Source organism: Saccharothrix sp. CCNWYY140, assembly GCF_037401995.1.
GTDB lineage: Bacteria > Actinomycetota > Actinomycetes > Mycobacteriales > Pseudonocardiaceae > Actinosynnema.
Map to the genome: position 1 here is coordinate 41,091 of NZ_JBBEGC010000008.1, position 22,420 is coordinate 63,510.

Annotated in this window: 20 protein-coding genes; 13 read left to right on the forward strand and 7 right to left on the reverse strand. The window is 67.6% G+C overall.

Translation table 11 applies throughout. The features are described from left to right. Positions 1-12 precede the first annotated feature (12 nt). Positions 13-1,440, forward strand: a complete 1,428-nt coding sequence (locus WBN91_RS07045; protein WP_337723473.1) for a dihydrolipoamide acetyltransferase family protein — start codon at positions 13-15, stop codon at positions 1,438-1,440. 14 nt (positions 1,441-1,454) lie between these two features. Here WBN91_RS07045 and WBN91_RS07050 read toward each other — a convergent pair whose 3' ends face one another. Beyond that, on the reverse strand, positions 1,455-2,552 hold the full coding sequence (locus tag WBN91_RS07050) for a hypothetical protein (protein WP_337723472.1): 1,098 nt from the start codon (positions 2,550-2,552) through the stop codon (positions 1,455-1,457). 73 nt (positions 2,553-2,625) lie between these two features. Here WBN91_RS07050 and WBN91_RS07055 point away from each other — a divergent pair, with 73 nt between their 5' ends. From WBN91_RS07055 to WBN91_RS07065, 3 genes are all read left to right on the forward strand, one after another. After that, positions 2,626-3,528, forward strand: coding sequence for a helix-turn-helix domain-containing protein (locus WBN91_RS07055; protein WP_337723471.1), 903 nt, complete (start codon positions 2,626-2,628; stop codon positions 3,526-3,528). A 271-nt stretch (positions 3,529-3,799) separates the two neighbouring features. Beyond that, positions 3,800-5,800 carry an ATP-binding protein gene (locus WBN91_RS07060; protein ID WP_337723470.1) on the forward strand — a complete coding sequence of 667 codons (2,001 nt, stop codon included), beginning with the start codon at positions 3,800-3,802 and terminating at the stop codon, positions 5,798-5,800. A gap of 870 nt (positions 5,801-6,670) precedes the next feature. Then, complete coding sequence (locus WBN91_RS07065) at positions 6,671-7,423, forward strand: TIGR04255 family protein (RefSeq protein WP_337723469.1); 753 nt, start codon at positions 6,671-6,673, stop codon at positions 7,421-7,423. A 1,090-nt stretch (positions 7,424-8,513) separates the two neighbouring features. Here WBN91_RS07065 and WBN91_RS07070 read toward each other — a convergent pair. Together WBN91_RS07070 and WBN91_RS07075 are read right to left on the reverse strand one after the other, a co-directional pair. Then, a complete protein-coding gene (locus WBN91_RS07070) occupies positions 8,514-9,227 on the reverse strand; it encodes an HAD family hydrolase (protein WP_337723468.1) in 714 nt (237 codons plus the stop codon). Beyond that, positions 9,224-10,066 (reverse strand): GntR family transcriptional regulator, encoded by an 843-nt coding sequence (locus tag WBN91_RS07075; protein WP_337723467.1) that lies wholly within the window; start codon positions 10,064-10,066, stop codon positions 9,224-9,226. The genes WBN91_RS07070 and WBN91_RS07075 overlap by 4 nt, the downstream gene beginning before the upstream one ends. Positions 10,067-10,256: 190 nt before the next feature. Here WBN91_RS07075 and WBN91_RS07080 point away from each other — a divergent pair, with 190 nt between their 5' ends. From WBN91_RS07080 to WBN91_RS07110, 7 genes are all read left to right on the forward strand, one after another. After that, positions 10,257-10,721 carry a hypothetical protein gene (locus WBN91_RS07080; RefSeq protein WP_337723466.1) on the forward strand — a complete coding sequence of 155 codons (465 nt, stop codon included), beginning with the start codon at positions 10,257-10,259 and terminating at the stop codon, positions 10,719-10,721. Position 10,722: 1 nt separating this feature from the next. Beyond that, complete coding sequence (locus WBN91_RS07085) at positions 10,723-11,028, forward strand: hypothetical protein (protein WP_309110192.1); 306 nt, start codon at positions 10,723-10,725, stop codon at positions 11,026-11,028. Positions 11,029-11,044: 16 nt separating this feature from the next. Then, entirely contained in the window at positions 11,045-11,275 is a 231-nt protein-coding gene (locus tag WBN91_RS07090) for an AMED_5909 family protein (RefSeq protein ID WP_337723464.1), read from the forward strand. A 373-nt stretch (positions 11,276-11,648) separates the two neighbouring features. Further along, entirely contained in the window at positions 11,649-13,118 is a 1,470-nt protein-coding gene (locus tag WBN91_RS07095; RefSeq protein WP_337723463.1) for an FtsK/SpoIIIE domain-containing protein, read from the forward strand. Then, positions 13,115-14,722: a replication initiator gene (locus WBN91_RS07100; protein WP_337723462.1), complete on the forward strand. Its 1,608-nt coding sequence runs from the start codon at positions 13,115-13,117 to the stop codon at positions 14,720-14,722. The genes WBN91_RS07095 and WBN91_RS07100 overlap by 4 nt, the downstream gene beginning before the upstream one ends. A gap of 19 nt (positions 14,723-14,741) precedes the next feature. Next, a complete protein-coding gene (locus WBN91_RS07105) occupies positions 14,742-14,936 on the forward strand; it encodes a helix-turn-helix transcriptional regulator (RefSeq protein WP_184926377.1) in 195 nt (64 codons plus the stop codon). 36 nt (positions 14,937-14,972) lie between these two features. Continuing rightward, positions 14,973-16,199, forward strand: coding sequence for a tyrosine-type recombinase/integrase (locus WBN91_RS07110; protein WP_337723461.1), 1,227 nt, complete (start codon positions 14,973-14,975; stop codon positions 16,197-16,199). A 21-nt stretch (positions 16,200-16,220) separates the two neighbouring features. On the opposite strand, the gene WBN91_RS07115 is transcribed toward WBN91_RS07110, so the two are convergent. Further along, positions 16,221-17,429: an acyl-CoA dehydrogenase family protein gene (locus WBN91_RS07115; RefSeq protein ID WP_337723460.1), complete on the reverse strand. Its 1,209-nt coding sequence runs from the start codon at positions 17,427-17,429 to the stop codon at positions 16,221-16,223. A gap of 4 nt (positions 17,430-17,433) precedes the next feature. Beyond that, positions 17,434-18,078: an SCP2 sterol-binding domain-containing protein gene (locus tag WBN91_RS07120; protein WP_337723459.1), complete on the reverse strand. Its 645-nt coding sequence runs from the start codon at positions 18,076-18,078 to the stop codon at positions 17,434-17,436. A 101-nt stretch (positions 18,079-18,179) separates the two neighbouring features. On the opposite strand from WBN91_RS07120, the gene WBN91_RS07125 reads away from it, so the two are divergent. Continuing rightward, positions 18,180-18,857 carry a TetR/AcrR family transcriptional regulator gene (locus WBN91_RS07125; protein ID WP_337723458.1) on the forward strand — a complete coding sequence of 226 codons (678 nt, stop codon included), beginning with the start codon at positions 18,180-18,182 and terminating at the stop codon, positions 18,855-18,857. Here the strand turns inward: WBN91_RS07125 and WBN91_RS07130 are convergent. Beyond that, entirely contained in the window at positions 18,854-19,675 is an 822-nt protein-coding gene (locus WBN91_RS07130; protein WP_337723457.1) for a MaoC family dehydratase, read from the reverse strand. The genes WBN91_RS07125 and WBN91_RS07130 overlap by 4 nt on opposite strands. Further along, complete coding sequence (locus WBN91_RS07135; RefSeq protein ID WP_337723456.1) at positions 19,675-20,994, reverse strand: 3-oxoacyl-ACP reductase; 1,320 nt, start codon at positions 20,992-20,994, stop codon at positions 19,675-19,677. Before WBN91_RS07135 ends, WBN91_RS07130 begins: the two co-directional genes overlap by 1 nt. An 84-nt stretch (positions 20,995-21,078) precedes the next feature. On the opposite strand from WBN91_RS07135, the gene WBN91_RS07140 reads away from it, so the two are divergent. After that, on the forward strand, positions 21,079-22,356 hold the full coding sequence (locus WBN91_RS07140) for an acetyl-CoA C-acetyltransferase (protein ID WP_337723532.1): 1,278 nt from the start codon (positions 21,079-21,081) through the stop codon (positions 22,354-22,356). Positions 22,357-22,420 lie beyond the last annotated feature (64 nt).

Genomic DNA, 22,420 nt, shown 5'->3' on the forward strand with positions numbered 1-22,420 from the left:
GGGACTCTTGGGATGCCGCAGTTCAAGCAATTCCCCCTGCCGGACACGGCGGAGGGGCTGACCGAGGCTGAAATCCTGACCTGGCACGTGCGGCCGGGCGACACGGTCAAGGTCAACGACATCATCGTGGAGATCGAGACCGCCAAGGCGGCGGTCGAGCTGCCGTGCCCGTGGGACGGCGTGGTGACCGAGCTGCTCGCCGAGGTGGGGCAGACGGTGGAGGTCGGCGTGCCGATCATCACCATCGACGTCGACCCGTCCGGCGCGGCGGCCCCGGCCCCCGCGCCCGCCCCGGCCACCAACGGCACGGCGCCGGACGCGACCGAGGGCCGGGTGGCCAACCTGGTCGGCTACGGCCCGAAGTCCGGCCCGGCCCGGCGCCGGGCCCGCGTCGGCACCCCGCCCGCCGGCGTGGCCACCGCCGCTCCGACGGCACCCGCCGCCCCGGTCGCCCCGCCCGCTCCGGCGGCCCCGGTCGCGCCCGCGCCGGTCGCGCCCGCCCCGGTGGTGCCCTCGCCGGTGGTGCCCGACACCCCGGCCGCGCTCACCGGCACCCGCTCGCCCGGCGGGTACGTGCCCCTCGCCAAGCCCCCGGTCCGCAAGCTGGCCAAGGACCTGGGCGTCGACCTGTACGCGCTGACCGGCAGCGGTCCGGGCGGGGTCATCACCCGCGAGGACGTCGAACAGGCCGTCGCCGCACCGGCGGCCCCGGCCGCCGCCGCGACCCCGGTCGACACCGGTTCGCGCGAACGCCGCGTCCCCATCAAGGGCGTCCGCAAGGCGACCGCGCAGGCGATGGTGGACAGCGCGTTCACCGCGCCGCACGTCACGGAGTTCCTGACCATCGACGTCACGCCGATGATGGAACTGCGCGCGCGGCTGAAGGACACGCCGGAGTTCCGCGGCGTGAAGCTCACCCCGCTCGCGTTCTGCGCGAAGGCCGTGGTCCTGGCGACCCGCCGCACCCCCGACGTGAACGCGACGTGGGACGCGGCGGCGAACGAGATCGTCTACAAGGACTACGTCCACTTGGGCATCGCCGCCGCCACCCCGCGTGGTCTCGTGGTGCCGAAGGTCCGCGACGCGGACCGGATGTCACTGCGCGAGTTGGCAGTGGCACTGGACGAGCTGGCCACCACGGCCCGCGACGGCAAGACCTCGCCCGCCGACATGCTCGGCGGCACGATCACCATCACCAACGTCGGCGTCTTCGGCGTCGACACCGGCACGCCCATCATCAACCCGGGCGAGTCCGCGATCCTCGCGTTCGGCGCGATCCGCGACATGCCGTGGGTGGTGGACGGCCAGGTCGTCCCGCGCAAGGTGTGCCAACTGGCCCTGAGCTTCGACCACCGCGTGGTCGACGGCCAACAGGGCTCGCAGTTCCTGGCCGACGTCGGCCGCCTGCTGTCCGACCCGGGCGTCGCCCTGACGTACTAGACGGCACCGACGCACTAGTCCGGATCGACGCCGGGGACCTCCGGGTTCCCGGCGTCCTTCTTCCGCCGCAACGCTTCCGCGAACTCCTCGACGGTCGCGTACGAGTCGCCGTCGTACTCGAACACGCACCCGTCCGACTCCGCGCCCTCGAACCACGTGGCCGTCCTGGTCAACGTGGCCCGCGAGAAGTCGACCACCTCACCGCTGAAGGTGGCGGCGGAGAAGTCCAGCTCCGCGCGGAAGGCCGTCACACCCCAGAAGGAGGTCCGGTCGGCCGCGAAGCTCGCGCCCCGGAACGTGGTCCTGCCGTAGAAGCGGGTCTCGCTGAAGTCGGCCACCTTGCCCGCGAACCGCGCGAAGTCGAACGAGATGTCGCCGTCGAACACGCGCTCGGACAGGTCGACGTCCCCCAGCTCCGCGCCCCGGAAGTCCATCTCCACCCCGCGCCACTTGTGCCGCGAGCTGTAGTCGAGCAGCGTCGTGATGATCGCCTGCCGGACCTCGCGCTCGGCGCGGTCGGTCTCGTCGAACGGGCTGCGCAGGTAGCCGCACAACACCTCGACGCACGTCTGCCGCTGCCGCTCCCAGTCGTCGGCCAGCGCGCCCATCGCGTACACGCCCGCCAACCGCACGGCGAAGCTCTCGTGCCCGAGCTGCTCGGCGGCCTTGGCGTACCGCTCGTTGAGCAGCTTGACGTCGTCGCGCTCCTCCTGCCGGGTCGCGATGTCGTGCGCGGCCTCGGACACCTGCTGCCGCCGGTACGCCACAGCCAGCGCCACCACCGCACCAAGCCCGCCGACCACCGCGAGCCCGATCTTGAGCAGGTCCAGCAGCTCGGCGGTGGTGAAGCTGGTCGCCGTGGGCAGCCGCGGACGCCCCAACAGCCAATACAGCCCGAACCCGGTAGCAGCGGCCGTCACCCCGGCCACCACCAACCACCGCACAACCGACCCGCCCACCGACCCGCGCGTGCCACCCTTGACCGGCTTGTGCTTCCCGGGCCGTTCCGTGCCGCGCTCCAGCCGCCGGGCGACGCGCAGGAAGAACACGAGGAGCAGGGTCGCCGCGAACGCCGCCGTCGCCGGGCCGTAGGTGTGGAGGTACGCGGGCACGGGAGGTGATCGTGCCGGATCATCGCGTTATTCGGTTGAAGTTCCAGCAACTGGAGAGTTCAGGGTGGTCGGCGTGACGCACTACTCGATCGGCGACCTGGCGCGGCTGACCGGCCTGTCCACCCGCACGATCCGGTTCTACTCCGACGCGGGCCTCGTCCCGGTCGCGGGCCGGACCACGGGCGGCTTCCGCACCTACGACGTCGAGGGACTGGCGCGTCTCAAGCTCGTCCGCACCCTGCGCGACCTGGGCGTAGACCTGCCCACCGCGCAACGCGTGCTGGAGAGCGAGGTGTCCGTGGCCGAGGTGGCCCGGACGCACGCGGAGGCCATCGACGCGCAGATGCGCACACTCCGGCTACGCCGGGCCGTGCTGCGCGTCGTGGCCCGAACCGGGGAGGTGGAGATGGTGCACGAGTTGGCACGCCTGTCGGAGGAAGAGCGACAGGCGATCCTGGACGACTTCTTCGACGAGGTCTTCGGCGGCCTTGACCTGGACAAGACGTTCTCGGACCGAATGCGCTCGGTCCGGGCGGACCTGCCCGACGACCCGACGCCCGAACAACTGGAGGCGTGGATCGAACTGGCAAACCTGGTCCGCGACAAGGACTTCCGAGCCTCGATCCGCCGGATGTCCGAGCGCCACCAGGAGCTAAGGGCGGAGGGCGCGGACTTGTCCGGCCCCAGCGCCGAACAGATGGAGGCCTTCCAATACGCCATGACCAAGGCCCGCGAGGCCTTGGCGGCCGGCGTACCTCCCACGTCGGAGGAGGGCCACAAGATCCTGGCCGACATCAACGCCCGCTGGTCGGCGACCCTGAACGTCCCGGTGGGCCCGGAACTGTCCCGCTGGCTCGACGAGTTCGGCGACCCGAGGGCAGAGCGTTACTGGTCCCTGCTCGCCAAGATCAACGGCTGGCCCCCGGTCCCCGACACAACAGCGGAACGCACCTGGCTCACCGAAGCAGGCCGTTGAGGCGTCACGGGAGCAATCCGACAAGGTTCTGCACGGAGCCGACGGACCTCGGCCTTGCCCGGCCGAGGTCCTCTCCGGCCTGACGATTCGGCGACCGTCGCACCGGCTAGCGAGTCACGTAGGGGTCGTCAATCGGCCCGTCAGGTAGTTTCTCGGATTCTTCACCGCCGTTTTCGGGTCTTGTGCGCACGACCTGCGCTCAGGTGGAGCAATTCTTGAGCCTTCTTCCCGAGTTGCTGGTGGCGTCTTGATCGCCGGTTAGGCTCGAACTGTGACTGTTGTGCAGGTCGGCTCGCGTGAGCGTGACTTCGAGATCAAGGTCATGGGTCGGACCTTGGAACACCTCGGCGTCCAGATGTACAAGCGGCGTGATGCCGCGCTCGCCGAACTTGTTGCGAACGCCTGGGACGCCGGAGCCACCAGGGTCGAGATCACACTGCCGGAGCCAGGCTCATACGACCCCCAGGCCAGTTCGATCGTGGTCTTCGACAACGGCGGTGGCATGGATGAGAACGGGATCGAGCACGCCTACCTCGTGATCGGTCGGAATCGTCGTGCAGTGGGGCAGGCGGAGCCGCCTGGTCGGCGGGTGATGGGGCGCAAGGGCATCGGGAAACTCGCGGCGTTCGGCCTTGCTCGACGCATGCGGGTTTCGACGTGGCGAGACGGCGAGTCCATCGAGTTCGAGTTGAATTCCGAGAACCTGAAAACCGGTGCGGGCCAGGTGGCTGATGTACCCATCAAAGCGGTCATCGGTCCGACCACTTCAGAGGTCCTCGCTCCATCGGGGACTCGACTGACGCTGGCGGCCCTCAAGCACAAGACACCGCTCGACCCGGACGAATTGCGGCTCAACCTCGCGCGGCGGTTCAGCCGGGCTGTCCTGGGGCGGATGGTCGTCGTGGTCAACGGAGTGCCGGTCGCGGAGCCGATCATCGACCTGGAACACCGGGAACCCGACATCGACGAGGCGACCGCAGTCCTCGCCGACGGCAACGAGGTCAGGTGGTGGGCGGGTTTCAGCCGCACCGTGCTGCCTGCGGAACTCCAAGGACTGACCATCCTGGTGCGCGGCAAAACCGCTCAGGTGTCGCCCTTCTTCTTCGGTGTGGAGAACACGGCGTCGGGCCAGCACGGAACCAAGTACCTCACGGGCGTCATCGAAGCCGACTACCTCGACGATGGTCGGGACGACACATCCGACAAGATCTCGACCGACCGACAGGAGATCGACTGGGCCGACGACGGGACGACACCGCTGCGCGAGTGGGGCGGTGACCTGGTGCGACGGCTGCTCCGCGAGCACGCCAACCAGCGGGGCGCCGCGGCGGTGATGGAAGTCCGGTCGGACCGGTCGCTCGTGGACCGCATCGAGATGCTCGATGCCCCGTCGATGAAGAGGGTGCTCGGGTTCGTCGAGAAGCTCGGCGGCGCCAACCTGCCGAACGACAAGATCCGGGCGCTCGCGGAGACCGTGGTCCAGATCTACGAGTACCGCCACTTCCACGACTACATCGAACAGTTGGACGAGGTCGCGGAGGACCCCGAACTGCTCGTGCAGACGCTGGACTACATGCGCGGTTGGAAGGTGGTCGAGGGTCGAGCCATCCTGGAGATCGTCAAGGGGCGCATAGACATCCTCGACAAGTTCCACTCGATGATCGTCAACGACGCTCCGGAGACCGCGCCCGCGATCGGTCTCGACAACATGCACGACCTGGTGGCCGACTACCCGTGGCTGATCAACCCCGAGTGGCACGTCCTGGCCGAGGAGAAGCGGATCACGACCCAGCTGCGCGAGTGGGGTGACCGGGACATCGATCCGAGCGATCGCAGGCGGTACGACTTCCTCGCCCTGGCTGGCGACGGCGTCCTGGTCGTCATCGAGATCAAGCGGTCCGGCCACGCGGTCACGCTGAAGGACCTCCAGCAGATCGAGGGCTACGTCGTCGCGTTGGAGGATGCGAACCCGAACGTCAGAGGCGCGATCGTCACCGGCGACAAGTATGCGCTCACGGAGCGGACCCTGAAAGAGTGGCGATCCCGCGAGAGCATCGAACTGCTGGCGTGGCGGGAGGTCTACCGCCGCACGCGGTCGTTTTACGAGCACTACCGAGCGGTCCTCGAGGGCAACGTGAAAGACGACTCGTTCGACCGCAAGAGCCGTGAGGTGGCCCGCACTCGTTCGGTGCTGGCCACCGGAGCGTTTCGAGGTCAGAGTCTCCGCCGGCAGGGAATCGGACAGCAGGACACTGACGGTGACCTCGATTGATCACGGTCCACCATGACGGAGGGGCGGGGTCGTCCGCGCCCGGAAAGACCCCGCCCCTCCGGTCACGTCTAGCGGATGTACATGCCCGAGATCGCCCGCGACACCACCAGCCGCTGAATCTCCGACGTCCCCTCGAAGATGGTGAAGATCTTGCGCCGGGTCTGGGCGGACCTGGCGCTTCGGCATGGAATGGCGGTTTGACCTGCGCGTACTTGGTCAACGTTCGTCGTTGTTGACCAACCGTCTTCGACACCTCACGGCCTGGAGACGGCCTGGCTGCTGATCTACACGGAGGGCGTCGCTGCGGCTAGCTATGCCTCACGCATGGCTGGCTGGGCGACGCCCTTCGCGCGTTTTGCGCCTGGTGCTCGTCGCCGAGTGGCCTTCCCGTTGGCAAGGCGGCGAAGCCGTCGCGGCAGCCGATCGCCGCGCCCAGCTCTGCCAACCGCCGTGACCGCGCGATCGTCCCGAGCCGGGCCGCTGGGAGCTGCTGAAGGTCAGGCTGCCGCTGCTGTGGCGCGCCGCCGTGCCAGCCACGTGCACCGACTCCGCGCGCGGCCGACGGGCGGAGCGAAGCGGGAGCCCGGCGTGCCGCGATGCGGGGAGTCGGTGCCAACGTGCGCTGCACCCACCCGCGCGCCGCCGCAGGCGGCGCGCCTTGATCCCATAGAGCCAAGTTCGGCAGCGCATCCGACGACGTCGCATCAACTGCGCCATCCGATCGAACACCTCGCGCCGGATGTGACGCCCTGGCACACTGGCGTCCACCTGTGAAGATAGCCAAGACCTGGAGGCAGCCGATGGTGTCGGTAGACCGAAGTCGGGGCTTCGCCTCAACCACTTTTTGATGACGAGGCATGGCGGGAGAAGATGAACGCCCGACGCACTTATCAGAACGCGCCTATTAGGCAGGCGATTTGTGCTGTCAATTTTGACGAGTGCGCCGACTGGCTTCTTACTACGCCAGGAGAAATTTGGAAAAGTTTAAGAAACTTTTATCCGGGCAAGCCTGCTCAGAATGTTTCGGCGAAGATTGAGATGGTGCCAGGCGAGGGCGGGAGCCCGGGCGCTTTTGCGGTTCGAGCGAGCGAAGCTACGACGAAACTGGTAGACGAGGCCGGTGTTCGTGAGTTTGCATTCGGCCCCGCGTCGTTCTCGGCTACGTCGCATCAGCCATACGAAGGGTGGGAGAAGTTTTATGAGCGCATAACGCAGGGCGTAAACTCCTACTTGAAGTTTGCAACACCGGGTCCGATCAGGCGTGTAGGGGTCAGATATATCAACCAGATTGAATTCTCGGAATCCGAGGTGGAACTCGGCGAGTATTTCACGGTGTACCCCGACGTGCCCGCCTCACTCAAGGTAAGCGTGAATGGGTTTAATTCCCGTGTCGAGTCCAGTTGGAGTGACGACCGGGTCACGGTAGTCCACACCTTCAGTAGTGCTGTTTCCTCTGCGGGGAATCCGGCTGTAGTTCTGGATATCGACGTAATTGAGCAGTGGCCTCTCGGCAATAGTGACATCGACATCGCTGAAGAACTCCTGCGCCTTCGGAATATCGAACGTGAAGTGTTTGAAGCTTTGATCACGGATGAAGCGAGGAGGTTGTTCAATGGCGACTAGCGTTTTTCGTCCTAGCCCCAGTTCTGTGCACGGCGTCGAAGCGACGTCGAACGTGTCTGCGACCTCCACCGTACGTGTCGAGTCAACCGCTGATACTTTTCGCGGCAAAACAGAACCACGGCGTAAGCAGGCGGTTTTTGCGCTAGCGAATGCCGTGAACCAATGGATAGCGGGGACGCGCCGCAAAAGTGGCCGTCAGCGGTTTTCTCCTTCCGCTGGAGCGCATACATCAACGGCCAGATCGGGTCCTCAAGAGTCTGTGGGCAACGAGGAATGGGGCCTTCGCCTACATTGGGTTTCAGAGGTTGCGTTGTCACCTGACTACTCGACCTTTGTGACAATGATGACGCGAGATAGCCTTCAAATTCTCGCCGCCTCTGATGAGTTGGGTCACTTTGTGGTAGAGCAGGGACTTACGAGGGGCGAGAAGGAGGACATCGTTCGCGCTACTGGAGCTTCCGCAATCGAATTTGTTGCCGAGTTTGAGGACGATGACTGAAGCAAATGTGGATCGATGGACCGTTAGAGGCTCTTGATTCACTTCGGCAGGGAGACCTGCTGAAGGACCTTCTGCTGCCGCAAATGAAGTTGCCTCTAGATGTCGCCCGACCACCTGGCCGTGAGCCGCAAGCTGGCGATACCGCGTTCGTCAAACTTGAGAAGCCTAAGTACTTCATAGTCGTTTCTCAGTGCTGCACTATAGAGAATTACAACGTCGTCGCGCTGGCACCAATCCGGCGAGTACCTGCGAGGACGGCAGAGGCCGCTGCGCCGTACATGCTTTCGGAGCCACCGGAGGACGCGGCAGGGACGCAGTATTCGTATGCAGCGCATGGTATCGAGGGGACTGCGACGGGACATCCACCGGAACCACCGGCAGGCACCTTGTACGTAGCAGACTTCACGAAAATTCAAACCTACTCGACGGCTTTAAATGTTCTTGTCGAAGCCCGCGTGGCACGCATGACGCCTCTAGCACGGAGGTCTCTCCGGCTTCGCCTGGCGAGTTTCTGGGGCCGTTTCGAGAAGGAAGATGGCGAGTGGCTGGAACAGCAAGGATATGCCCCGGGTATGTAACAGTGAACAGAGCCTACGCGGCCTCCAGGATCACAGCGATGATTGACAAATCTGTTACTAGGGCATGAGCCCCAGCTTCGGCCAGTGTCTTCGTCTTCCGGTGTTTGTTGACGAATCCGATGCCTGTTCCTCCAACTGTAGCTATGGCAGTCATGTCAGAGGTTGAATCACCGATCATGACCGATGATTTGGTCGATACCCCTAGCTCCGAGGCGGCCTGGGCTACCAAATATGAGTCAGGCTTCAACAGGGATACATCTGCGTTCCGTCGGCCAGAAATTGTGCCTACGGCGGAAGCAATACTTTGGCGCTCTAGATACGCTTGAATGGCTTGAGTCGAGTTGTTACTGACGATTGCAATCGGCAGGCCAGCGGCTGCGCATGCTTGTATGAGGCGTTTGGCCTCAGGTGTTGGTGTGGCGTCGCTGACAGCTTCAAGCTCTAGCGCTCGCAAGGAGGCTTCAACGGAGTCGGCTTCCTCTGCGCCGAGTGTTGCTGCGTGATTAAGCACGCAGAACGGATCGCTCGTCTCTTTTACGCAACGCGGAAGATCGACGTATCCGCTGTCAGTGAGAACTCCGCGAAGCTGGTTGGCGACGTTCTGCGCGGAAAGGTTGGCGAAGACGGCACAAATTGGGCCGTCGAAGTCGAGCAACAGCGCATCGGTCGTCGCCAGGATGTTGCGCAAGACCTCGGAGTCGTCCACCGGCACGTGCTCAGTGGTCACCGCTTGTACTCCGTTGCGATGGTGTCCCACAGGCTGTCGAACCACGTGCGGGCCTGCTCGACGTACTGGCTGCCCGTGCTGGTGTCGTCGTCGTTGGCGCTGTGGTGGAAGAGGATGGCGTCCTTGCCCATGAGGTCGTAGATCGCTTGGGGCTGTCCTCCGAGGGAGAGGACGTGTTCGCGGACGGGGTAGAAGCCGAAGAAGGCTTCGTCGTTGTTGATCAGGTAGAGCTTGAACAGGGGTGCGGCGGGGTGGACGCGGACCTCTGCGGTGGCTTCCTTGACCAGGCCAAGTGCGCCCAGCTCGGTCACGTTGTCCACGATCGCCAGGGTGTGGCGGCGCATGATCTCGGCGGCGCGTTCGCGGAAGGCGGGGCTGTCGGCCTGGTCCTCGACGGTGCACGGGACTGACCACGGGACGGTGGGGTCAGGCACCAGGATGCGGACGTGGACGGACTCAGGCGTGAGTCGGCCAATGCGGATCTTGTCCAGCGGTTCCTGGATGACGCCGTGCAGGGTCTCGCCGGAGAAGCCGGCGAAGTCGATCGTGACGTGGTCCTGCTCGAAGGCTCGTTCGATGTGGGGGCGTAGGCCGACCGGGCGCTCTGTGCGCTCTCGGACGAATACGCCGCTGCCCTGTCTGGAGACGATCAAGCCTTCGTCGCGCAGTTCGCGTAGGGCGTTCTGCACGGTCATCGGGGCTACGTCGTACTTCTTCGCCAGCTCGGCGCGGGAGGGCAGCTTGTCCCCGGCCTTGAAGACCTTGGTCAGGATGGCCGCTCGCAGGGCGTTCGCTACCTGCACGTATGGCGGTCGCGGGTCGTTCGGGTCGAGTGCCATCGCCACCTTCTCGTCATGCCTGCCCAAGCTTGCATCTGCTAGCTAGCAATTGCATCGAACGGTAGCCGACATGTCTAGCCCGCCTAGGGAGCTAGCTGGCTGTACCGCTTGACTTGTCTAGCCAGGCTGGCTTACCTTGTAGTTGTCTAGCTCGGATAGGCGGGCTAGCTGACGACGGAGGTAGCTAGTCATGGCGGTTCCGTACGGCACTCGGTTCGCGGCCTCGTTCGACCAGGTCTTCCCGCAGGGGGCGCTGATGGTCGGTGAGGTCGCACCGGACATGGAGTACCTGAGCGCGGAGGACCGGGGGCGGGGCAAGCAGGCGAAGCAGCGCGTGGATGAGCGCACGGGTAAGCGGCAGTGGAAGGTGGTCGTCACGGACCCGTCCGCCGAGAAGGAGCGGGACGCGTCGGTGACGGTGACGATCCTGGCGGACGTGCAGCCGGTGCCGCCGCAGTCCGTGCAGGTCATGCCCGGTGTCGAGGTGCGGCCGGTCTCGTTCGAGGGGTTGACGGTCGAGCCGCGGGTGATGGGCGACAAGTTCAAGTACCAGGGGTTCACGATCCGGGCTACGGGCATCGCATCGCCGCAGGTGGGCGGGGCTCCGAAGCGGTCCGGCGAGAAGCCGGCCCAGGGCGAGCAGAAGGCGGCCTGACGTGTCGCGGCCGTCTCGTGAGGCGGTCGCCCGGTGGAACACCGCGTACGCGGAGCAGACCGAAGCGCTGTTCGCCGCTGCTGCCTCGGACGAGCCGGCGGCGGCGCTTCGGCTGGCGGTTGGTTACTCGGCGGTGGCGCAGGCGTGGCGGATCTTGGCCGCTGATCTCGCGGTTGCCCTGTGGGCTCGTCATGCCTGCTCCATCGCCGCTGAGGAGTTCGAACGGCGGGCGCGTGTCGAGCAAGCCCGCGTCAACCTGATCGACCCGAACAAGGGGGCCGGTGGTGGCGCAGCCGAAGAAGCGTGACCTGTGGAAGCTTGCGATGGAGTGCGAGACCTTGGCGCAGGTGCATGAGGCGTTGGGGAAGGTGATGCCCGCGCCCGACGCTGGTCCCGCGAGTTGGCGGACGTTCTACCGGCACAGCGCCAAGGCGTACGCGCGGATCGCGGAAGTGGATCGGGGACACCACCACGAAGCCTTGTACTGGGCGTCCCGTGAGCGGGCGAACGGAGAGGCGATCAAGGGCGACGCGTCCACATCGGACGCTGATTGACGGCGGTCGGGCGGGTGCTCCGGGCGTAGTGCCCGCCCCTTGCCGACACAACTGAAGACGATCACTGACCTGTTGGTGGTCGCCGGTGAACAGCTCTGAGTCTTGGCGGGCCTGGAACTGTTCAGCCGACGACATGCCGACCGGGTTTCTCGCGCGCTTTTGTTGTCACACAAGGGGTTCCGGTCATGTCAAGGGTAAGGGCTACGGGGGGCCGTGCGTCAAGTCGGCGTCCCTCGACTGCGTGGAAGCTGCCCAACGGGCGGCGGTGCGGCGGGTGCAAGCGGTTCGGTGTCTACGCCCCGAACCAGTTCACGTGCTGCCACTGCCTGGGGTGGTTGCCGCTGATCTTCATCGTGCGTGCGGGTGGTGCGCGATGAACGGCGGGAAGTGGGTTGATCCGGCTCCGTTCGAGGGTGCTCGTCCTCGGGTGCCGTGGTGGATGTTGTTGCCGGGCAAGGTGAAGTGGCTGGCGGGTGTGCTGGCGCTGGTGTGGCTGGCTGTCGTTCTGGTCGTGCGCCTGGTGCTACTCGTCGTCCGGTACCCGGTGGCCACGTTGGTGCCGGCGTTGGCGGCCTGGTGCTGGTTGCGGTTCGGGCTGTCGCCGCTGGTGTTGGCGTTGTTGTCGCTGGTCTGCGCCTTGACGGTCTGGTACGGGCTGGCGCGGGAGTCGTTCTTGCGGCACTGCTGGTACCGGCTGCTCACCGAGTGGCGGCGGGCGACGGTGTACGTGCCTCGCTGGCGGACGGTGGTGCGGCTGGCGGAGCTGTCCAAGGACAGCCGGGGCCGGGAGCACCGCCCGAGGTTGCGGCGGGTGCGGTCGGAGGGCTGGCGGGACCGGGTTCGGGTGCGGATGATCCCGGCCCAGTCGCCGGAAGCCTGGGAGCTCCGGCGCGAGGGTTTGGCGCACTCGTTTGGCGCGCGGTCGTGCCGGGTGCGGGTGTTGCGGCCCCGGCTGTTGGAGCTGGACTTCGTGCACCGTGACCCGCTGCTGCGGCCTCTGCCGGTCCCGGCCTTGGTGGACTCGGCGGAAGTGGATCTGCGGCGGGTGACGGTCGGCCGGACGGAGAACGGCAAGCCGTGGCGGCTGCGGCTGCTCGGGTCACAGGTGCTCGTGGTCGGCGTGCCGGGTGCGGGTAAGGGCTCAGTGTTGTGGTCGCTGGTGTGGCAGCTCGCCCCGGCGGTCCGGGCCGGTTTGGTGCGGCTGGTGGGCATCGACCCCAAGGGCGGGATGGAACTGGGCCAGTGCCCGGACGCCTTCGACCGGGTCGTTTACGACAACGGGCCGGACGCCGTGGCGCTGCTGGAAGAGATCGCCGCTGAGGTCAAGGAGCGGGCCACCCGCTACCGGGGCATCCGGCGGCTGTGGGCGCGATCCACGGGGGAGCCGTTCACGGTGCTGGTGGTGGACGAGCTGGCGGACCTGATCGCCTACCAGCCGGACAAGCAACTCCGGGAACGGGCGGCGCGGGCTATCCAGACGATCACCTCCCAGGGCCGCGCGCCGGGGTACGCGGTCGTGGGCTTGGTGCAGGACCCGCGTAAGGAGGTCGTGTCGTTCCGGCACTTGTTCACCACGCGGGTGGCGCTGCGGCTGGACGAGCCACAGCAGGTGGACATGGTGCTGGGGGATGGCGTTCGGCAACGCGGGGCGGCGGCGCACGAGATCAGCGAGAACACGCCTGGTGTCGCGTGGGTGAAGACGGATGGGCAGCGGGAGCCGGACAGGACTCGGGCGTTCCACGTCACGGACGCGGACCTGGTCGAGCTGGGCGTCTTCCTCGCCCCGGCCACAGTGCACGACCTTCCGACTCGGCCGGACGGCGCGGAGGAGGCGGCGGCATGAGCGGCGGGACTCGCGCGGAGCGGATGCGTCAGCCGATGGCGCTCGATGTGGTCAAGGCTGCGGCTGAGCAGCACGGGGTATGCGTGCGGCCGTTCACGATGGAGGTTGAGGACCGGGAGAGCTTTGAAGTCCGGTACGTGGCTGTGCCCTGCGGCTCGACCATTGAGAGCGTTTGTGCACCGTGCGCCAAGAAGGCCAAGGCGTTGCGGATGGCGCAGTGCCGGGAAGGCTGGCACCTGGCGGAGGAACCCGACTTCACGCCGGACCCGCCCAGTCAGGATCAGAAGGAGCTACTGACCTTCCGGGCGGACCTCGTTAAGGCGTACCGGGACGCGGTCGAGGGCGGCCAGGCGGGCGACGCGGACGAGCTGCGGGACGAGATCCACTCGGTGGACGCGGAACTTCGGCAACTCGGTGTGCGGGGTCGGCTGCCCTCACCGGACGTGCCGGCTAAGCGGCCGGTTAAGCGGTCCACCAAGCGGCGGCAGGATGCACCCGAGCTGCCTCGGCGGCGGGTGGAGAAGCGCACCGTGGGGCGCGAGTACGCGGGGCGGTTCCGGCCGTCGATGTTCGTCACGCTCACGCTGGACACCTACGGGCGGGTGCGCGATGACGGCACCCCGGTTGATCCGGACGCCTACGACTACCGGCGGGCGGCTCGGGACGCGGTGCACTTCGCGTCCCTGGTGGACCGGTGGTGGCAGAACCTGCGGCGAGTCGCCGGGTGGGACGTGCAGTACTTCGCCACGGTCGAACCGCAGCGCCGGGCGGCTCCGCACCTTCACGCGGCATTCCGCGGTTCGGTCCCGCACGACACCATCCGGCTCGTTACCGCGGCTACCTACCACCAAGTGTGGTGGCCCAACCACGACGAACGGGTCTACGGCGGCGAGCACCTGCCGGTCTGGGACGGCAACGCCAAGACCTTCGTGGACCCGGGCACCCGCCGGCCGCTGACCACCTGGGATGAGGCGGTCGAGGCCGTTGAGGAGCCGGCGCACGTCGTGCGGTTCGGGCGGCAGGTGCACTCCAAGGGCATCCTCGGCGGCACCGAGGAAGCCGGGCAGCACATCGGGTACTTGACCAAGTACCTCACCAAGTCGATCGGTGAGGTGGTCGAGCAGAAGACGGACAGGCAGCGGCGGCACGCGGACCGCCTGGCGGACGAACTGGCCGTGACGCCCTGCTCGGACCGGTGCGCGGTGTGGCTGCTCTACGGGGTCCAGCCGCGCAACGCCGGCTCGCGCATGGTGCCGGGGCACTGCAAGGGGCGGGCGCACCGCCGGACCACGCTCGGCCTGCCCGGCCGGCGGGTGCTCGTCTCGCGCAAGTGGTCCGGCAAGACCCTGGCCGACCACCGAGCGGACCGGAAGCGGTTCGTCCTGGAAGCGCTCAAGGCAGTCGGCATCGAGAAGCCCGAACGCGACACCTCGCACCTCAGCTGGCACCTGGTCCGGCCCGGCGATCCGAACGTGCCACCACGGGCGCACCTGCTCATGCACGCCATCGCCCAACGGGTCACGTGGAAGGCGGAGTACGACCGCGCCCTACTCGCGGCCAGCGGTGCACCGCCGGATCTTTCGGCAGTTCCACAAGCGGCCTGAGCGGGGAAGGGGGACGGCAATGAGCGGGAACGAGTTCGATCGGCTGTGGGGCGTTGACGATCTCTCGGCGTTCCTGGGGGTGCCGGTGCACACCATCCGTGGCTGGCGCAGCAAGAACTACGGGCCGCCGGCTCGGAAGGTCGGCAAACACCTGCGGTGGGACCCGGCCAAGGTCCGCGAGTGGTTCGAGGGCCTCGACCTCGACGCGGCCTAGAAGTTTCGGCAATTCGACACACAGGAGAGGTCTGTCATGGGGCACGTCCAAGACCGCTGGTGGAAGGAGGTCGAGGACCCGGACACCCGTGAGGTCGTCCGGGTCAAGACCTCCTTGTACGGCACCGGTTTGCGCTACAAGGTCCGCTACATCGACCCGGAAGGCGTCGAGCGGTCCAAGAGCTTCCCGGACCGTCAGAAGAAGAAGGCGGAAGACTTCCTCATCGAGATGGAGTCGGACAAGCGCGAGGGGAAGTACATCGATCCCAACGCGGGAAAGGTGCTGTTCAAGGTTCAGGCGGAGAGCTGGCTCAACGGCTACTCGCCGGATGCGGCCACCCGGCAGACGGTCCGGAGCCGGCTACGGAGCCAGATTTACCCGTACTTCGGCCACCGTTCCCTGGTGTCCATCAAGCCGCAGCTTGTGCGTGACTGGCTCGGCGATATGCAGGAGAAGGGCCTCAGCCTCACCTACCAGGCGCTGCTGTTCGAGACCTTCTCGTCGGTCATGAACTCGGCCGTTGACGACAAGCGCATCCACCAGAACCCGTGCAACGTCAAAAGCATCAAGCGCCCGCAACGGTCGCCGCGCAAGGTCGTGCCGTGGCCGGAATCGCGCCTTCACAAGATCCAGCTCGCCTTGGACGCGCGCTTTAAGATCGTGGCCCCACTGGGTGCTGGCTGTGGTCTGCGGCAGGGAGAGATCTTGGCCTTCTCGCCTGAGGACATCGACCGGGAAGCGAAGGTCATCAACGTCCAGCGCCAAGTCAGGATCATCGACCGCGTGGCGGTGTTCTCGCTGCCTAAGCGCAACAAGGAGCGCCAGGTGCCGCTATCGCAAGGCGTGCTCGAAGCGGTGGACGACTACATGGAGATGTTCCCGCCCACCGCCGTAACCCTGCCCTGGGACAAGCCGAACGGTGAGCTGGTGACGGTGAACCTGCTCATGGTCAGGGCGGACGGAAAGGTCTGCCACGGGGACCTGTTCAACAAGGTCGTATGGGTGCCGGCCTTCAAGCAGGCCGGTCTGATCTACACCAAGCGCCAGGACGGGATGCACGCCATGCGCCACCTCTACGCCTCGGTCCTCTTGGCCCAAGGCGTGTCCATCAAGGAACTGGCGGAGTACCTGGGCCACGAAGACCCCGGCTTCACCCTCCGCACCTACACGCACCTCATGCCGTCCAGCCACGAACGCGCCCGGAAAGCAGTGGACGGGGTCTTCCGCGCCCGAAAGACCCCGTCCAACCCCCGCACGGCCTAGAGACGGCCTGGGGAGATCAACTCACTTGATGTGGAGCCCCGAAATGGCCCTGGCCACCACCAACCGCTGGATTTCGCTCGTCCCCTCGAAGATGGTGAAGATCTTCGCGTCCCGGTGCATCCGTTCCACCGGGTGCTCCCGCGTATAACCAGCCCCACCCAAGATGTGGATCGCCCGTTCCGTCGCCCACACCGACACCTCGCCGGCCTTGAGCTTGGACATCGACCCCTCGCCCGCCGTGAACGGAACGTTGTTGCGCCCCATCCAAGCCGCTCGCCACACCAGCAACCGGGCGGCGTCGATCTCCATCCTCATGTTCGCCAGGTCGAACGCGATGGACTGGTTCTCGATGATCTTCCGCCCGAACGCCTCGCGATCCTTCGCATACCCCAACGCATACTCATACGCCGCCCGCGCCACGCCCACCGCCATCGCACCCACGGTCGGCCGGGTCGTCTCGAAGGTCGCCATCGCCGCCTGACCGCCGGACGACTGTCCCTCCCGCGCCCGCGCCAAGCGCCTCTCCAGACGCTCCCGACCGCCCAGCAGGCACCGGCCCGGCACGCGCACGTCGTCGAGGAACACGTCCGCCGTGTGCGACGCCCGCATCCCGTGCTTCTTGATCTTCCCCGGCGACGACAAGCCCGGCGTCCCCGGCGGCACCACGAACGCGGCCTGGCCGCGGGCGCCCAAGGACGGGTCCACCACCGCGGTCACGACGTGGACGTTGGCGATGCCGCCGTTGGTTGCCCACGCCTTCTGGCCGTTGATCACCCACTCGTCCGTCGCCTCGGAGTACACCGCCCGCGTCCGGTACCCCGCGACGTCCGACCCCGCCTGCGGCTCGGATGCGCAGAACGCCGCCAACTTGGGCTCGTCGGCAGTGCCGAAGCACTCGGGCACCCACTCGGCCAGCTGTTCGGGCTCGCCGGCAGCGAAGATCCCGGCCGCCGCCAAGCCCGTCCCCATCAACGCCAGCGCGATCCCGGCGTCACCCCAGAACAGTTCCTCCACCGCGATCGGCAGCGACAACCCGACCGGATCGGCGAACCACGTGGCCAGCGACTCGAACCCGTACAGGCCGATCTTCGCGGCCTCCTGGATGACCGGCCACGGCGTCTCCTCCCGCTCGTCCCACTCGGAGGCGGCGGGCCGGATGACCGACGACGCGAAGCCGTGCACCCAGTCGCGGACGTCGCGCTGGTCCTCGTTCAGTTCCAGGGAGAACACGTGATCACGCCTTGGGGATGTCGAAGAGGCTCATGAAACCGGCCGCGAAACCCAGGTCGCCCTTGACCTTCAGCTTGCCGGTCATGAACAGCACGGGTGCGGACGCGTTGCCGGTGGCGAGCTTGAGGAACTCCACCGGTCCCAGTGTGACCGTCGCGCGCGACTCCCAGGTAGTGCCTTTGTTGATCGTGCAGGTCGTGTCCTCGATGACGGCCTCGTAGACGTCGTCGGAGCCGGAAGTGCCGCCGGTCAGCCGGAAGTGCACGACGGCACGTGTGGCGCCCGCGCGGTCGGTGCGGAAGTGGGCCTCCATGCGGCGGAAGACCTCGTCGAGCACGCGTTCGCGCAGGCCCGTCCTCGACGTCACGGCGTCGATCTGGTCCTTGGACGCGCGCGAGATGATGCGGGCGAAGTTCTGGGGGTCCATCTTCGCGAGGTCGAGGTCGGCGCCCCGGTCGGCGAGGTCGCCCAGCACCCCGAGCAGGTCGGCGAACTCGTCCTTGCCCAGCTTGGCCGGGTCGATGCCGCGCGCGATGACGTCGATGTCGAGGTCGCGCAGCGCCGGGTCGGCCGGGTCGGCTTCCCGGAGTGCGGCGATGAGGGCCTTCGGGCTCAGCTTCGCGATGGCCTCGGTGGTGAGGTTGGTCATGGTGGCACCTCCGCGTACCTACTGAGCGGTAAGACTACTGGTGAGTAGGTAAGGCGGCAAGGGGCGCGGAGTAATCTTGCCGGCAGCCTTCAGGGGGTGCGATGCACGCAGAGCAACCGGTCAGCACCGGACGAGCCAAGAGACTGCCCCGCGCGGTGCGCGAGCGGCAGATCATGGACGCCGCGGTGGACGTCTTCTCGCGGCTGGGTTTCCACGCCGCGTCGATGGACGAGATCTCGGAGGTCGCGGGCATCTCCAAACCCATGCTCTACGCGTACCTGGGCTCCAAGGAGGAGCTGTTCGCCACCTGCATCCGCCGCGAGTCCACGCGGATGATGGAGGCCATCGCGAACGGCGTCGAGGCCGACCAGCCGCCGGACGTCCAGCTGTGGAGCGGCCTGCGGGCGTTCTTCGGCTTCGTCGGCGAGAACCGGTCGAGCTGGCAGGTCCTGCACCGCCAGGCCTCCTCCCAGGGCGGACCCTTCGCGCAGGAGCTGTCCGACATGCGCGGCCGGGCGATCAGCCTGGTCGCCGCGCTGCTCGTGCACTCCGCGGACTTCCCCAACGTCCCGCGCGCCGGCGACAAGGAGGCCGAGGCGCTGGCCGCCGCCCTGGTCGGCGCGGGGGAGTCGCTGGCCGACTGGTGGCTGGACAACCCCGAGGAACCGGCGGGCGTCGTCGCCGCGCGGCTGATGAACCTGGTGTGGATGGGCTTCGGCGACCTCGTCGAGGGCAACATCTGGCACCCGCCGTCGCGACGGGTGCCAGAGGGCGACTAGCCGCTGATCACGCCTTCCAGGTGGGGTTTGCGCGACCACAGCGCGAACCGCCACCCGTCGGCGGTCGGCGTGGCGGAGAAGTCCACCTTGCCGGGCAACAGGATCGGCGCCTTGAACCGCACGTCGACGGTGAACGCGTCCGGCAACCGGCCCTCGAACGCCGCCACGCACCGCGCCTTCGACCACATCCCGTGCGCGATCGCGCGCGGGAAACCGAACGCGCGGGCCGTCAACGCGTGCAGGTGGATCGGGTTGCGGTCGCCGGAGACCTCGGCGTACCGGCGGCCGATGTCGCCGCCGACCCGCCACACGCCGGTCGGCTTCGGCGGCTCCTCCTGGACGCGCTCCTTCTCCTCGGAGCCGGAGCCAGAACCGGAGCCGGAGCCGCCGATCCGGAGATAAGTCGACACGTCGACCCAGACCTGCTCGCCACCCACCGACACCGCCGACACCACGTCGAACTGCCGCCCCTTCTCGTGCGGGCGCAGGTTCTCCAGGTGCACGGCCAGGTCCAGCGGCTCGTCCGCCCGCAACGGGCGCAGCTGGGTGATCCGGTTCGCCACGTGCACGGTCCCGGGCAGCGGGAACGGGAACCCGGGCGCGGTCATCAGCTCGATCTGCGACGGGAACGCGAGCACGTGCGGGTAGGTCACCGGCAGCTCGTCCCGCACCCCGAACCCGCACACGCGGTTGTACGCGGCCAGGTGCTCGCGGTCGACCTCCACGCGCAGTTCGCGCGAGTACGACGGCAGCGTGGACCCGCTGCGGGTGAACCCGGTGAGCGCGGCCTTGGCGTACAGCCAGGTCAGGTTCCCCATCACGCCCCCAGCAGGCTCTGCCCGCACACCCGCACGACGTTGCCGTTGACGCCGGAGGACGCGGGGTGCGCGAACCACGCGATCGTCTCCGCCACGTCCACCGGCAGGCCGCCCTGGGACAGGCTGTTCATCCGCCGCCCGGCCTCGCGGATCATCAAAGGAACGGCCGCGGTCATCTTGGTCTCGATGAACCCCGGCGCGACGGCGTTGACGGTCGCCCCGGTGCCCGCGACGGTCGCGGACAGCGAGTCGACCATGCCGATCACGCCCGCCTTGGTGGTCGCGTAGTTGGTCTGGCCGACGTTGCCCGCGATGCCCGCGATGGACGAGACGCCGATGATCCGGCCGTTGGGGCGCAGCGCGCCGGAGTCGAACAGGGCCTGGTTGACCCGTTCCTGGCTGGCCAGGTTGACCTCGACGACCGCGTTCCAGCGGCCGGAGTCCATGCGGCCGAGCGTGCGGTCGCGGGTGATGCCCGCGTTGTGCACCACGACGTCCACGCCGCCGTGCCGCTGGACCACGTGTTCGACGATCCGCTTCGGGGCATCCGAGGCGGTGATGTCCAGCTGGAGCGTCGACCCGCCGACCCCGTTGGCCACCGCGGACAGCTCGTCGCCCTGGCCCGGCATGTCGAGGCAGACGACGTGCGCGCCGTCGCGGCCGAGGACTTGGGCGATGGCCGCGCCGATGCCCCGCGACGCCCCGGTGACCAGCGCGACCTTGCCCGCGAGCGGCTTCTCCCAGTCGTCGGGGACCTCGACCGGGCCGGTGCCGATGCGCACGACCTGGCCGGACACGTACGCCGAGCGCCCGGACAGCAGGAACCGCAGCGTGGACTCGATGTTCCCCTCGGCGCCCTCGGAGACGTACACGAGCTGGGCGGTGCCGCCGCGCTTGATCTCCTTGCCGACGCTGCGGACGAAACCTTCGAGGGCGCGCTGCGCGACCTGCGAGGCGGCCTGCGCGGGCGGTGTGCCGAGGACGACGACCCGACCGCACGGTCCCAGCGACCGGATCACCGGGTGGAAGAACTCGTACAGCTCACCCAGGTTCTCCGTGCGGTCGATGCCGGTGGCGTCGAAGACGAGCGCGGCGTACCGCTCGTCTTCCTTGGCTTCAGCGGCCACGTCGAGGCCGATGGACTTGCACACCGCCGCGACCGGCTCGGCCAGTCGTCCGCCGCCGCCGAGCAGCACGGGGCCGTCGAGCGCGGGCTTCCCGGGGGTGTGCCTCCGCAGGGGGTACGGGTTGGGCAGACCGAGCTTGCCGACGACGAGGCGCCCGAAGCCGGACTTGGCGAACGACTGGTAGCGATCCATGCGGACATCACACTCCCTACTCAGTAGTAAGTCTACTGACGAGTAGGTAATATGGACAACACACACCCGTACCGGGAGGACGACATGGCCGACATCCGCAGGGTTGCCATCCTGGGCGGCAACCGAATCCCCTTCGCGCGCTCCAACGGCCCCTACGCCGCGGCGTCGAACCAGGACATGTTCACCGCCGCCCTGGACGGCCTGGTCAGCCGGTTCGCGTTGCAGGGCGAGCGGCTCGGCGAAGTGGTCGCCGGCGCGGTGCTCAAGCACAGCCGCGACTTCAACCTGGTGCGGGAGTGCGTGCTGGGCAGCGCCCTGTCCGCCGAGACGCCGGCCTACGACGTCCAGCAGGCGTGCGGCACCGGTCTCCAGGCCGTGATCGCGGTGGCGAACAAGATCGCCCTCGGCCAGATCGAGGTCGGCATCGCGGGCGGCGTGGACACCACCAGCGACGCGCCCATCGGCGTGAACGAGGAGCTGCGCGGCGTCCTGCTGGAGTTCAACCGCGCCCGCTCGACCGGCGACAAGCTCAAGGCCGTCGCCAAGCTGCGCCCCCAGCACGTCGTCCCCGACATCCCCCGCAACGGCGAACCGCGCACCGGCCTGTCGATGGGCGAGCACGCCGCCATCACCGCGCGCGAGTGGGGCATCGCCCGCGAGGACCAGGACGCCCTGGCCGCCGCCAGCCACCAGAAGCTGGCCGCCGCCTACGACCGCGGCTTCTTCGACGACCTGGTCACCCCGTTCCAGGGCTTGGCGCGCGACCAGAACCTGCGCCCGGACTCGTCGGTGGAGAAGCTGGCCAAGCTCAAGCCCGTCTTCGGGCGCGGCGAGGACGCCACCATGACCGCCGGCAACTCGACCCCGTTGAGCGACGGCGCGTCCACCGTGCTGCTGGCGAGCGAGGAGTGGGCGGCGTCCCGCAACCTGCCGGTGCTGGCGTACCTGACCTTCACCGAGACCGCGGCGGTCGACTACGTCCACGGTGGCGAGGGCCTGCTGATGGCCCCGGCCTACGCCGTGCCGCGCATGCTCGCGCGGGCGGGGTTGTCGTTGCAGGACTTCGACTTCTACGAGATCCACGAGGCCTTCGCGTCCCAGGTGCTGGCCACCTTGAAGGCCTGGGAGGACGCCGACTTCTGCAAGGGCAAGCTGGGCCTGGACGCCCCCTTGGGCCCCATCGACCGCGCGAAGCTCAACGTCAACGGCTCGTCCCTGGCCGCCGGCCACCCCTTCGCCGCCACCGGCGCCCGCATCGTGGCGACCCTGGCGAAGATCCTGTCCGAGAAGGGCTCGGGCCGTGGCCTGATCTCCATCTGCGCGGCGGGCGGCCAGGGCGTGACGGCGATCGTGGAACGCTGACCGGTCACGGCGGCGAAAGGCTCGTCCGCCTCACGCCAAACGGCTCCGCCGTCACTGGTCGAGC